The organism is Streptococcus fryi, assembly GCF_053206505.1.
This window is the reverse complement of the sequence record NZ_JBRUGW010000002.1, coordinates 33688-46870: the sequence shown is the minus strand read 5'-3', so window position 1 is coordinate 46870 and position 13183 is coordinate 33688. Positions and strand designations below refer to the sequence as shown.

The following is a 13183-nucleotide window of genomic DNA, read 5'->3' as shown; positions in this document are numbered from 1 at the left end:
CCTTTGAAATTTAGGAATCAGGTTACTTAGAAACTTTTTATATTTGACTTCCTACTTAAAAGAGAAGCCTCAAGTTGATAACAGGTCACTTTTTTGCATTCTTAACGCCCTATCATCTCGCTATTTCCTATCTTCCAAAAGCCAATCTATAATATTTTTCTTTTGGATACCGTCATAATTGGCAGACGGTTGAATAAAATCCATGGTCAAGAGATACTTGGGATAATGATCCTGAATACTTTGGAAGGGACGTAATTCTCTCTCTAATGTTTCTGCTGCCAAGGTTGTTTCACTTACCTGATAATATTCAAAATGCCCTTGGTCAGTCACAACAACGAAATCCACTTCATATTTTCCAACATTACCAATATAGACCCTTGAAAAGCGACGTCTTAGTTCCAGATAAACTAAATTTTCAAGCATATGACCTAAATCTTCCTTATGATCAGGTAAAAGAAGTTGTCTAAATCCTAAATCAACAGCGTAATATTTCTCCAGACGTTGCAATAATTGTCTGCCTTTCACATCGAATCGTGGAACAGAATAAAAGAGAAGACTATCTGTCAAAACATCTAGGTAATTTTCCAGAGTATTGTTAGCAATCTTAATACCTTGACTGATAAGGGTATTTTTCAGTTTATTCGTTGATACCTGACTACCCACACTACTCAGCAAAGTACGAACCAGACGCTCCAGTAAATCAGGACTAGCTGCACCTAACCTTGAAACAACATCATTCAGGAGAACAGAATTGTAGATACCCTGTAGATACTCAATTCTTTCTTGGTATGTTTTAGTTTGTAAAAGATATGGAAAACCGCTAAATAGATATTCATTAAATAAATCTATTTTTGTTTTGGATGAATCTTTCTCACTAACACCATGGACATATTCACTAAAAGATAGAGGTAAAACTTCAAGTTCAACATATCTCCCCGTTAAATTCGTTGCCAATTGACTACTCATGAAGTAAGCGTTCGAGCCTGTTAAATAGAGATCAACATTAGGCTTGATAAAGAGGCTATCTGCCACTAACTCAAACTGAGACACATGTTGAATCTCGTCTAGAAAAATATAGTATCGGTCAGTAGAGACTAAAAGCGCTTCGATATAGTCATATAGCTGTCTAAAATCCCGTAAATCATAGTATTTTAAATCCTCAAAATTTAAAACAATAATCTGATCAGCTGATATGCCAGATTTCAGCAATTCTTCCCTAAATAAGTGAAAGAGAACAGATTTTCCAGAACGCCTAACCCCACTAATCACTTTTATCACTTGACGGTCCCTATGCCGTCTTAGAAAATCCATATAAATTGGTCTATCAATCAATTTCATCTATTTTCACCTCTCGAAAAAAGTATACCAAAAAAAACAACTATTTTCAATTTTTTGTAAATAGTTGTTAATTGACTACCTATGGTGTATTAAATACCTATCTTAATTTGACAAATAACAAAATTAATATAACTCCAAAATGTGATATTGCGATACTATTATACGAAATTTAAATTCTCACTATTTTTTAACTACAACAAACCTAATATTCTATCATTCATTTTTTACATCATTGATAGACTCTCAAGAATTCAAATTTTTAGCAAAAAATATGGCATAATAATAGTATAGGATGATTGATTAAATGGAGAACATAAATATGAAATAATCATATGTATTTTGAAAAACTGGGCTCGGTTAATTAGCAATATACATATGATTAACTTCTGTTGACTTGTTGTCATTGGCAAACGACAGAGAATAAAAAAGAAAAGAAACTAAGTGGTTATTTGTACGAACTTAGGTGAGTACAGAATAACCATTTAGTAAAAAATAGATACAGAAAAAAAGGTTTAAGACAAAAGTAGAAGAAAAAAAGAAAGTGATAAATGATTAAAAATAACTAGAACAATGACATGATATTTTTAAGATAAGAGAAAGGTGGAACACTTCTCTCTTATCTTGACGCGTTTTTATCTTTTAAGAGGCCTCGACGTAGATATCATTATTTTGAGCATACGCATTTATTAACCAAAATAGTAAACTATTAGAAAACACAGTAACTAGAAGCCATTTCAGAGGCTCTCACGCATAGCGACACTATCATGACTAAGACCTATGTCAACACCTCAAATGTCGTTCCTATGGCAGTTGGTGAGATTGCATATCGTAATCTTAAAAGTAATGGTGTGAATTTTGCTAAAAATCAACAAAAAAACGCCCAATGGTGTGAACCAAAAGGCGTTTGAAACGTTGATATAACTGAATATTAACGTTTTGAGAATTGTGATGCCTTGCGGGCTTTTTTGAGACCTGGTTTTGGGTGGCAGAAGACAGATATCTGTAAAAGGCTATAATATCAAGCTTTCAAGATTCATTTTCATTAAAAATAGATACTTATAACCCAATCCTACAAATAATGGATTACCATTAGATTACCAAAAAATCTGTTTTCGGGGCTTATGTAGTTGAGAAAGTTATGTATTTAATTTACTTTTTTATAGATTCAATTTATAATGTATATACAAAAAGCGAGGTGGAATCATGAATGTTCTGTTAAGAAAAACAGGAAATAGCACTGTTACTAAAATCCCCAATAAAATTAAAGAGATACTTGGAGCAGAAATTGGTGAAACTGAGCCAAAATTTGAATTCGACAGAGAACTAGGAAGAGCAATGAACCACTACGATGAACTCTTGAAAGAATTAGGGGATAGATGAGGTATCTAACTGCTATAATTAAAAAGTGGTTGTCAACTTGAAGTTGGTAACCACTTTTTCTGTATTCTACTGTATTCTACTGTATTCTACTGTATTCTACTGTATTCTACTGTATTCTTATTACTAATAGTAATCCGACTACAATCATTTATCAACTAAAAGATAATACTGATTGCGGTCATTTTTACTTGAACCAAACCAAGTAATGATTTCTAGGTCACGAAGATTATGAAGTAATTTAACAACAAATGATCGACTCCTGCCTGTAAGCTCAATAGCTTTTGCCGTTGTCATTCTCTCGCCTGAATTATACATATAGTGGACAATCAGTTGCTCATCTGCTGTTAATTCACCAAAATCAGAGAACTGTTTTTCCAAGCTGTCTCTTGTACGGAGATGTCGGCTGACAATGTTGTTCTCAAGCGTCAGGACAACCTTATTCCCAGGTTCTGAGAATTTAGGTTCATGGAGAAATGCAGATTCCATCTCCGAGTAGATACGTTTAACACCTTCATTCATCTCACGTACCCAACCGAACTCGGTCAGAGTTCGAGCAATACGTGGATTTCTCGAAAAGCGTTCATGCTTGATATTTTCAACTGTTACAATATTAGGTAATTTCCCTGGGCTATGAATCTCTAGTCGATCATCAAACATAAGCACACGAATGTGATCACCATAGACAGAATAATCACGGTGAGTTACAGCATTGACAACACCTTCAAACCAGGCAAATTCAGGATACTCAGGTAAAATTTGGAATTGCCCATTGTCATCCAAATACTGAAATTCACGAAGCTGAGTACGAATAAAATCTCGAACCTTGATAATCAAAATTGGGAGAGCATCATCAAAAGTCACTTCCTTAATAACATTAAAACTACTACCTGTTCCCATATCCGTACCATCAAATCGCTGAAAACGAACACGGGCTTGAGGGAAGAATGCTGACGGATACTTTCCAAAAAGTAAAATGGCGGCTTTAGTCAATTTTCCATTAACCCAAAAACGTCTAGCTTTGAGAATTTCCTCTGTGGATCGCTCTGATAAATCAAAGTGACTTTTGAAATCCTGTACGATAGTTTCATCAATATCTTCCAGACTGGCGTCTGGCACCACTTCATCTTCAAAGAAACGTTGTCCCTTGTCATAGCTGAGCTGAGTGCGTTGCTCGTAGCTCAACTTGACTGTTTCATCACCCTGACGAAGATAAACCTCATCATTTGGCGCAGCAATCACTCGGTTTGACGACAATTCAACTGAGATAACTAAAATGACATCTTCTTCACCCTTATGATTGATTACAGGGATTTCCTCAAAAGATAAATCCAAAGGATCCTCACGCATCTCACGATCAATCTTTTTGAAATCGTCTATAGGATAAGCCCTGCCGTCCTTGAAACCAGTGATAATATTTTCCTGTTTCTCGTCCTCAATACCAATAACTAGTTGACCGCCATCCGCATTGGCAAAAGCAATCAAGTGTTTGAGAAGTTCAGACGGTTTCTTTCTGGCTGATTTTCGATCTAGGTATTGGCTTTCTGGAGAAAACTGATAGTGAGATAGGGTTTTACTCATTTGTTTTTCTGTTTTCAAATCTAATCCTCCTTTCTCATAACAAATCTAGTTAATTAAATTTATTTTTTTCCTTTAATAACATAAATACCATCACCCAATCGGTATCTAATCACATCATCTCCTCTATTTTTGATTGTTTCTATTTCATCAAATGAAAAACTTGAAATAATATGATGAGCATGCGGAAAGCCAGATACACCAAAAATTTTAAATCCAAATACACCCAGAACAGGATTTAAATAAGTTGCACTGCTACCTACATACATCAATCCAATGAGTAAAAAGAGTAGCACATTCATCATAACCGATTTCATATCATTGAGATCAAAAGAAAGTAATGGTGTAAAGTATGTCACTACATAATTCATTAAGCTATCGCTTTCAGGTGAAATTTCCATGTCCTTTGGCAATGTTTTTATTTCAGATCCGCTGCCAATGAATAGATTAATTATTTCGACAAGCGATATAATTATAAGGCATAAAAGTATCAAGCGAAATATATTAGGAAAAGACTTTAGAGTTTCTAATTTATATTTTGAGAAATCCAACTGAGTGTAATCAACACTACTAAATAATAGCCAAAAATATAACGGTAAATATGAAGTAATGAATAATAGCCATTTTGAAGTATAACCATTTTTCATTTTACATCCTCGATTCGTCTACATTATCTGTTTCTGAAAAAATTGCATGATAAAAGGCATCAGAAATAGCATTAAGCAATTGTACTTCTTTACCATCTGGAACAGTAAGTTGTCCTTCAAAATAGACTACATCCTTTACTTTATCGTAAAAGGCATGCGTATCATCCTTGATAATTTCCTCAATTTTTTTAATGTTGTCAACTGTTTTATTAAATCGATCTATATCACTTGTAATTTTAATAAGTCTAGTCGCCATCCTTTTCCCTGATTTCACTTTGTCAATCAACTTATTTCGAGTGGTATCAGAAAATATAGATTTAATTTTTTCATTATCTTCCAAAATCTTAGTTGCTTGACCTGAGAAAAGAGCATTCATCTTAAAGACTGATTCAAATTTAGCCTCCGCTTGATTGATTAAAATATACTTATCGTCTACCACTAATAATTCAATCTTTTTGCTAAATCCCACGATATTATTCGAATCCGAGAATTCTATCCTTGAGTCTGAAAAATTCCCAAATATAAATTTTTTCTTGAGTTCTAGAACATTGGAAAAGTTACCGAATACTTTGTACTTATGATTATCTGTTTTTAAAGAAATCATATACATGTGAAATTTCTTTTCATTCATTCCATGAGTACTAGTTAAATAATTATTTTCGTCATTAAATTCCTCTAGCTTTGTTGCTATATTTTCATAATCACCAACATTAACTAATTCATGAGTATTTTTCTTACTGAACACTGCATCATAAGCCATCACCTCACGATTTTTAAATCTCGATTTTTCTAATTCCGATTTTAACGACTCAAACAATACTCTTTTAGTTCTATTATCACTTTCCTGCTTGTATATCTCATTTTCTTTCTTTTTTACCACAAGAAGAAAGATTTCTATTTTTTGCTCAAAACTTTGTTGTTGATTAAGTGACACTAAGTCACTAATGACCTCGTTCAAATCAAAAGCACTCATATCTCCTACCCCATCTCCTTCACTTTACTTTCAATAAAGGCGATTTCGTCCTCAGAAAGCCCATATTTTCGATAGAGTTGTGCGTCTAACTCAGCGATGGATTGTGACCAATCAATATCCGAGTGGGATGTAAAATCTTGGAGAGGGACAAACCTATATGTTTTTCGAGTTCCATTTTGATTTGCCTTTGCTAAACTAATGAGAAACCTTACAAATTTTGTTTTTAAATAGTTTGACAGATTAATAGCACTTTTCTCATTAAGTTGCAAATCCGCCCCAACTACTAAATACGTCTCCGTACAAATACTTCCTGGAGAAGCAATTATCGTGTTTAAATTGTCATCTGCTAAATCCGTTCCAATATTATTAGCAAATGCAGTTAATACCTTGTAACAATCAATAATAGTTGAATTTCTCTTTATATCACCTGGCAAACAATATCCAAGCTTTCCCTTACTTGCATAAATTTTAATTGCTCCTTTAAATTCATTAGTATTCAATTTTGTTGTAGTTGAAAAACCAAATGGATTACGCTCTGAAACATGATTATACAACATACGTTGATTATTTTCGTATTCAACATCGACAAATCCTTTGTTAATTAATTTTTCAAGTAATCTGTATGATGTTGTTTCTGAAATAAAAATATTAATATTTTTTAGTCTGTATGGTCGGTAGCCGGTATCAATTAACTGATTATCCTTATAAGTATTCACTAATATATCATTTTTTCTATTATCAAAATTGTCATCCCACAAGAAGAAGTTTACGCCCCCTCTAAGACTCACATTTGCAAAGACATCATTTGGAGTTACGTAATTATGAAATTCTTTAAAATGTGAATCTTCTAAAGCACGCTTTCTAAAATCATCCAATCCTTTTCCGCCGAGAAACCATACACTAGGAGTTATTAATGTAATATAGGTTGGTTTCAAATCTACTGCCAAATTAATAAACTTATCATAGATTGGTCGAGCACTTCCATTTCCTGATTGATTATCTGACTCCTGATACGGAGGATTTCCTATCACTACATCAAATTTCACCTTGTTAAATGCCTCCTCAACTAGTTTCTTACCTTGTTCACCATCTGTTTTTAGGGTATCTGTCAGGCTTTCTATATAAGTCACATTGGTTTTGTACTTCCGATAGCCTGTCAGTGTACGTTCAGTAATGGTTTTTGCCATTGGTGTTTTGGCAATAGCGTAGATATTATTCGCTAAAATCTCTTGATAGACTTGGTCAGCTTCAAAATGGTTGTCATCATTTTCTGCCACTCTTTGATAATACAAGCTAATGGCGCTATGAAGAGGGTAGAGACCTGTCTTCGAGTTAATGTCTAAGATTTTCGTATCTCGTTGATAGATTGATGGAGTCACTTCATTAGACACCCAGTGAAGATTTGACCTCGCACCATCTGTCGCCGACTCAAAGTTATCATCATAGAAGTTCAAACCACCGACAGACTTAGATACTTGGAGATTGACCACACGCCATGGTGTCAGTACCGTTTCCTTATCAGGGTTTTTAAAGGTCCCAAACAGCTCTGCAATCTGCTCCGCCCGCTCGATGAAGTCCAGATCATCAAAGGATTTGGCACGCTGACGAATGATACGACCTGCTTCGATAAAGACCTCAGCATCATAATACTTGGTAATCTCACTAAACATTCCCTTGGTGAAACCTTTTGGCATGAACTCTTTCCACGATTCATCATCCACCTGCTTGATAAAGTCTTGAATGGTGATATCTTTTGATAAATCGACCGCCATACCGTAAATCATCATCGGAATACGGATAGAAACCCCACGTAAAATAGAAATCATATTTTTCCGCTGTTTCTTCGCTTCTTTTTGTTTTTCGATAACCTCTAGATCTTCTGCTGTTCGTTTAGCTTTTGGTTTCTTTTTAGCTTTTTCAGCTTGCTCATGCTCTTCAGTTGTCAATCCATTTTCATTAATTACAACTTTCTTAGGCATTTTTTGACTCTGTGTCTTACCAACGATAGCATTTAGTTTGGTAAACATGCTTGCATCATCAGCGGTTAAAGTTAAAAGATTGTCATTATATAGACTGTCATCTTCGAAACCTGACCGCACTGCCTTTTCAGCATAAACTTTCTTGAGCTGTGTCAGCATTCTATCCACATCGTAGGTCTTCATTCCATTGTCTGAAGCCCCTAAGATTGGCATAAAGTTTAGAAGACGAGCCATAGCTTGCTTTTGTGCTTGCGTATTTTTCTTCCCTACACCTGAGTTAATCTGGGCACTCTCCGCCATGACAGTCAAGGCTCTATCAGGGGCAAAATCAAAAACATAACAATTCGTCTTCATTCCTAATTTCTCATGAGAAAAAGGCGTCTGGGCACGGAAAGCAGCTTGTAGGTAGTTCATGGCACTATTGGTATTAGACAAGAAGAGAACAGCTGTCCACTCTGGGATATTGACGCCTGTTGTCAGCTTACGAACTGTCAGGGTAATGGTTTTTGTCTGCGAAGGGTCTTTACCAATAGCAGAACGAACTTTCTCTATGTCCGCATCGTTAGCAATTCCATCATCGCTACTTGCTCCTCGAACAACATTAACAATTTTATATTCTTTCCCGAAAATAGGGTGTTCTTTAAGCAAGCCCTCAAAAGCATTAGCTTCCTTAACACCTGGCATAAGCCAAAGCGTATGACGCAACTCTTCACGATAAGACTTCGTTGAAAAAGGGTAGTTCGTACGACTGTCTGGATGTGTGATATTATCTAAGAATTGGCGAACCTCTTGCTTATAAACAAGTTGACCATCCTCAGCCACACGGAAAAATTCCCTAAAGTTGAACGATTTACTCTCATCAGAAAAACGTTCCTTATGCTTCATTTCAAAAGTGTACATCGATACTTTTGGCAAAGTTTCATAAGGATTTGGCTCACTTGGACGTTCTAATTCCCACTTCTTCTTAGCCTGTTGTTCCATGACATAGTCCCAAGTATAAACTTGTTCCTCGTCAAATTGATCCAAAAGATTGAAAGGTGTCCCAGATAGTTCAAGTATCTTAGAATGTTCCTTGACGAGTTCTTTCATTACCGAAGCACTAAGCTCTGTCTGGGTTCCCTCGTGTGCCTCATCAATGATAATCAAATCCCAATCCACATCCGCAAAATCTTTCAGATTGGTTTGACCACCATTATACCGAAGCAATTGGATTGAAGCGAAATACACAAAAGGTTTCTCACCTCGCTTCAGGTTTTCAAGCGTTTCTCCTTGATTAACTGAGCCATAATCATACCCATCAGCGCTCATCTTCATTTTCTTGAAATCATCAAACCAAGAATCCGCCACAACAGGACGATGAGTCATGATGAGCACTCTTTGAAAGGCTTCATTCTTGACCAATTGCAAGGACGTCAAGGTTTTACCAAAACGCATTTTAGCATTCCAGAGCATTCGGTCTTTTTTCTTAAAGACTTTTTGCGTCTGCTCGACCGCTGCCTCTTGTTCTGGACGAAGGGTGATAACTGGTTCTTCAATAAATGATTCTTTGGCAGTAATATTTAGATAATTTCTACCTTCTTTAACAGCTTTAATAGCAGCCTTAGCTGTCTCTAAATCCGTCTTGAACCACTCTGTTCCTTCCAGTTGTTCAGCCTGTTTAATCCCTGAACGCTTCAAGACATTATGCACATCATAATCATGGAACCAGGACTTGGTCGCCTTTTTGTAAGCAAGCTCTACCCAACCAAGCGTATAAGGCAGACCAGATGTTTTCATGTATTGATTAATACGTTTTGGGGCAACAGTACGTAAAAAGTCACTATTTGGCGACCAATCTGTCTCAATATCATCCGAAGAAACGCTACCCTCACCAATTTTTTGAGTCCCTTCGAAGGCATTAAATAGTCCACTTTCATTGTTAACTGTTTGAATATAGATAAACTTCCGCTCAGCCGTAGTGTACATTTCTTGTGCTCTCGGTTCTAAAAACTGACCAATTGCACTGGCTTTAATATCCGGTTCAATATAGGTCAGCATGACCCAAGCTAGTATGTCAAAGACTTGTTTTAGTGATTTTAAGGCATTTTCTTTTGTCGCATCTTCTGGATTAAGGACATGGGCAGAATTATTCCCCTTTCCCTTGATATCATAAAAGTGATCGACGATTGTTTTATTGGGAATAAAGTCTCTTATCTCTCTTAGTACGTCATTAAAGGTGGCGCGCTCACTAATATCTAAATATTCTCTATCGGCAACCAACCTCGCTGTATTCTCAGCAACTTTTCTCACCTTAGTCAGCGTGCCTTCATAGTCCCCATGTGTATAATTTTCTTCAGCCATATTTATGGTTCTAAAAAGCTCGGCTGTATCTATATCAATTGCCAAAAAATCAAAATTTGAAATCATAGCCTAATCTCCTAGTAAATACACTTTTTGAATGGTTATCTCTTTTATCGTATCTGCTTTTTTAACAGATTCATTCTCAATCATAAATTCATCATCTATATCAAAAAAACTCAGTTGTCCTTCCACGACTGTCCGATCGTCTTCTACTTCCTTACCCAAAAGTTCTGAAAGTGCAAAAGGAATTTTTCTTACCAAACTTGGATGACCTTTGACCAGTTGCCACTCATTGAACCTGATAGGCTCCCCTGTAACTGGATGCTGCTGAGTCAAGGTATTTCCTCTCACAATATTTTTATGAATAAGGTAGTGTGCTGATTGATAGATATCATTTTTGCTATTTAGTCTAGTTCCAAAAGCTTGCTCGTACCAGTCTAAATAACAAAGAAACATCCGTGAACGTGCCACTTCCAAATTATCTTCTAAAAACTCTATGCCATATATGGACGAGAGAGCAATCAAAGACTTTGTTTTCCAATTTCGTTTGTCATACTGTCTGACCACAGCCTCTAGCTTTCTCTCTAAAATAGCTTGCAAAAAATTACCATCGCCTGCAGATGGCTCTAAAAAGGTCTTAGATACACTTTCACAAGCTTCTTTCACTCCAGGAGTATCCAGCATTTTCTGAACCATCCAAGCAGGTGTAAAGACTTCTCCATGTTTTTGAACACGTTGTTTTGATTTAATTAAGCTCTCTTCCAAAACCTACTCCTTGAAAACGATTATATCTCCGCCTATTATACCATTTTCTAACTTTATCTCAAATTATTTCTCAAGGGGTCTGAGGATTCTCCCCAGATATTAAAAACATCAGGAAAATTGTCGGTTCGACCTTTCCTGATGTTTTATTTTTTTGCGATAGTGTGTATACACTATATGAGCTCGCAAAGACCTAAAATTATGTTTTTGTATCAATTCTAAATTCCCCGTGCCAGACACGGTGGCTGACATTGTCAGACAATCATTTTTTAGAAGGACATAAGAAAATCGCAGATAAATTCCTGCGGTTTCATTTACTTATTTAATGTTTAATAGACTTCTTTTTCAGGTTAACTGAGAGTCCCTTTTCCAATTCATCCAATAATTGAGTTATCAACTGACCAAGTTCTATAAAATTCTGTTGTGAAATATTTCCAACCTGAGTTGACAACTTGGCAATCCTATTAATTGATCTGCCAATCTGAATGGATCGCTCTGTCAGTTGCTCATACTCTGGAAAATTAATCGTCCATGATTCAATCTCTTGGTTAAATAATTTCTTTCTGGCAAAAGCGGAAAAGTTTGACTCTTTTTCATTAGCCATTAATGCTAACAATCTTTTATTCTCATCCTCAGTCAAAAAGACTTGCTTCACGATATTTTTAATTCTATTTTTCATTCATCCACTTTTGATAGTAACCTCGCCTTTTTCGTTTTATGGTATTTAAGGAACGATTTTTCATATTTTTCAATCATTTGAACACTGTAAGTCATAGCTCGTAATGCTTGAAGATCCTGAGATTGCTCTGCTATCCTTGCTAACTGATTGATATTATTTTTAATTCGCCTCAAAGAAAATATCAAGTCTTCAAATGAAGTTTCATCAAATACCACAACAATAGGGAATTTCTTAAATAACATTTTCCTAGCATAGTTAGAAAAATTCCTTAAACCTGTATAACTGATAAGGTAGTTTAGCGTTTGATTCTGCGATTTTGTGATATAGAATTTTTTCAGAACTGTTCGATAACGCTCAACCACGATAAATTCTCCTTGTGTATTTTTCTGCCTGAGACACATCGTATTCCCTCAAATATTCTACAAGTTCCTGATAATCTTGCAACAGTCCTTCTTCTAAATTTGGGAAGTCATTTTCTCTACTCTGGATAATAATTTCTAATTGATTGACAATTTCTCTAATTGAGAAACTATAATCCAGGGTTTCTTCCTCATACTCTGCTTTTAACCCTTGATACCGTTGTAACTCTTCTTCTGATTTAAAACCAGCCACCAGCATATTCTCAAGTTGATAATAATTTGTCATCTTTTTCTCCCTATTAGTTTTGATATTTTCTTCTAGCATTTTCATGAGCAATTACCTTAGCTTCCAATAATCGCTCATCTTTTAGGTGCTCCATAGAGCTCATTAAATAGGCTAATGGTGACTCTACATCATTAGGAATACGATCTATCATTCCCAAGACTTCATCAGAAGTCATATAGCCTTCGTTTAAAAACTGTCCAATCGCCATTTTTTGCTTATGCGTTAGGGTGTAATTATAGGGGTAAATAAAACGATCGTTATATCTATCCGCAATCACTTGCAAAAGGGAATAATACTCTGGTTTGAGATAAGTTGTTGACTGATCTTCTGTCTCTCTAGAACTATTATCTAGTATATTATTATTCTCTTTCTGATTCTTGTTCTTAATCTGTTGCGTTACTTGACCGTTACTTTCCGTTACAGGTAACGTTTCTGTAACGTTACATTCTATTGATAAACTATCTTGCCCACTTACTAGAGTTTTTTGCTTTTGACGATGACGAGCCACTCTTTCTCTTGTTTGTTTACGAATTTTTTCTAGACCATCAATATTCTGATGTTTTTCCCATTTAGGAATTGTGACTGCTCCATCCACAAAAGCAATCATTCCAAATTGTTCAAATGTTTTCAGAGCCAGCTTCACAGTCGTTGACTTTCTCCTAAAGACTGTAGTTAACATCTCTTCTGTATAAAAGACCTTATCTCCTAGAGCTAAGACTCCACTGTAATTCTGTTTACCTGCTAAAACGAGTAGTTTAAACCAGATGACAATTAAAGTATCTCCTTCGGGCATTGACTCAATCAACTGTATTTTTTCATCATCAAAGATATCTGTAGTAATCTTAATCCATTGTACTTCACTCAT

The 13183-nt window shown here is 35.5% G+C and carries 11 protein-coding genes and 1 pseudogene; 2 read left to right on the top strand and 10 right to left on the bottom strand.

Annotation, left to right across the window (positions count from 1 at the left end; translation table 11 throughout):
* Positions 1-120: 120 nt before the first annotated feature.
* Complete coding sequence (locus ACVRZH_RS01080; RefSeq protein WP_447453476.1) at positions 121-1338, bottom strand: ATP-binding protein; 1218 nt, start codon at positions 1336-1338, stop codon at positions 121-123.
* Between the two features lie 722 nt (positions 1339-2060).
* On the opposite strand from ACVRZH_RS01080, the pseudogene ACVRZH_RS01075 reads away from it, so the two are divergent.
* Together ACVRZH_RS01075 and ACVRZH_RS01070 are read left to right on the top strand one after the other, a co-directional pair.
* Positions 2061-2177, top strand: a pseudogene (locus ACVRZH_RS01075) (integrase); the annotation flags it as partial.
* A gap of 364 nt (positions 2178-2541) precedes the next feature.
* Positions 2542-2718, top strand: a complete 177-nt coding sequence (locus ACVRZH_RS01070; protein WP_164437759.1) for an AbrB/MazE/SpoVT family DNA-binding domain-containing protein — start codon at positions 2542-2544, stop codon at positions 2716-2718.
* Positions 2719-2862: 144 nt separating this feature from the next.
* Here the strand turns inward: ACVRZH_RS01070 and ACVRZH_RS01065 are convergent, their stop codons facing one another.
* From ACVRZH_RS01065 to ACVRZH_RS01025, 9 genes are all read right to left on the bottom strand, one after another.
* Complete coding sequence (locus ACVRZH_RS01065; RefSeq protein WP_447453555.1) at positions 2863-4296, bottom strand: ATP-binding protein; 1434 nt, start codon at positions 4294-4296, stop codon at positions 2863-2865.
* Between the two features lie 59 nt (positions 4297-4355).
* The gene (locus ACVRZH_RS01060) at positions 4356-4940 is read right to left on the bottom strand and encodes a KwaA family protein (RefSeq protein ID WP_024532988.1); all 585 of its coding nucleotides are present in this window, start codon (positions 4938-4940) and stop codon (positions 4356-4358) included.
* A gap of 1 nt (position 4941) precedes the next feature.
* Positions 4942-5913, bottom strand: a complete 972-nt coding sequence (locus ACVRZH_RS01055; protein ID WP_447453475.1) for a hypothetical protein — start codon at positions 5911-5913, stop codon at positions 4942-4944.
* Between the two features lie 5 nt (positions 5914-5918).
* The gene (locus ACVRZH_RS01050) at positions 5919-10298 is read right to left on the bottom strand and encodes an Eco57I restriction-modification methylase domain-containing protein (RefSeq protein WP_447453474.1); all 4380 of its coding nucleotides are present in this window, start codon (positions 10296-10298) and stop codon (positions 5919-5921) included.
* A 3-nt stretch (positions 10299-10301) separates the two neighbouring features.
* Positions 10302-10997: a DNA methyltransferase family protein gene (locus tag ACVRZH_RS01045; protein WP_447453473.1), complete on the bottom strand. Its 696-nt coding sequence runs from the start codon at positions 10995-10997 to the stop codon at positions 10302-10304.
* A gap of 319 nt (positions 10998-11316) precedes the next feature.
* On the bottom strand, positions 11317-11673 hold the full coding sequence (locus ACVRZH_RS01040) for a transposase (protein ID WP_447453472.1): 357 nt from the start codon (positions 11671-11673) through the stop codon (positions 11317-11319).
* A complete protein-coding gene (locus ACVRZH_RS01035; RefSeq protein WP_018166603.1) occupies positions 11670-12035 on the bottom strand; it encodes a plasmid mobilization protein in 366 nt (121 codons plus the stop codon). Before ACVRZH_RS01035 ends, ACVRZH_RS01040 begins: the two co-directional genes overlap by 4 nt.
* On the bottom strand, positions 12028-12318 hold the full coding sequence (locus ACVRZH_RS01030) for a DUF5962 family protein (protein ID WP_447453471.1): 291 nt from the start codon (positions 12316-12318) through the stop codon (positions 12028-12030). The genes ACVRZH_RS01035 and ACVRZH_RS01030 overlap by 8 nt, the downstream gene beginning before the upstream one ends.
* Positions 12319-12331: 13 nt before the next feature.
* Positions 12332-13183 carry a putative phage replisome organizer gene (locus tag ACVRZH_RS01025; RefSeq protein ID WP_447453470.1) on the bottom strand — a complete coding sequence of 284 codons (852 nt, stop codon included), beginning with the start codon at positions 13181-13183 and terminating at the stop codon, positions 12332-12334.

Coding starts and splice junctions, on each gene's coding strand:
- ACVRZH_RS01080 (WP_447453476.1), bottom strand. CDS start 1,338: ATGAAATTGATTGATAGACCAATTTATATGGATTTTCTAAGACGGCAT.
- ACVRZH_RS01065 (WP_447453555.1), bottom strand. CDS start 4,296: ATGAGTAAAACCCTATCTCACTATCAGTTTTCTCCAGAAAGCCAATAC.
- ACVRZH_RS01060 (WP_024532988.1), bottom strand. CDS start 4,940: ATGAAAAATGGTTATACTTCAAAATGGCTATTATTCATTACTTCATAT.
- ACVRZH_RS01070 (WP_164437759.1), top strand. CDS start 2,542: ATGAATGTTCTGTTAAGAAAAACAGGAAATAGCACTGTTACTAAAATC.
- ACVRZH_RS01050 (WP_447453474.1), bottom strand. CDS start 10,298: ATGATTTCAAATTTTGATTTTTTGGCAATTGATATAGATACAGCCGAG.
- ACVRZH_RS01030 (WP_447453471.1), bottom strand. CDS start 12,318: ATGACAAATTATTATCAACTTGAGAATATGCTGGTGGCTGGTTTTAAA.
- ACVRZH_RS01025 (WP_447453470.1), bottom strand. CDS start 13,183: ATGAGTGAAGTACAATGGATTAAGATTACTACAGATATCTTTGATGAT.
- ACVRZH_RS01055 (WP_447453475.1), bottom strand. CDS start 5,913: ATGAGTGCTTTTGATTTGAACGAGGTCATTAGTGACTTAGTGTCACTT.
- ACVRZH_RS01040 (WP_447453472.1), bottom strand. CDS start 11,673: ATGAAAAATAGAATTAAAAATATCGTGAAGCAAGTCTTTTTGACTGAG.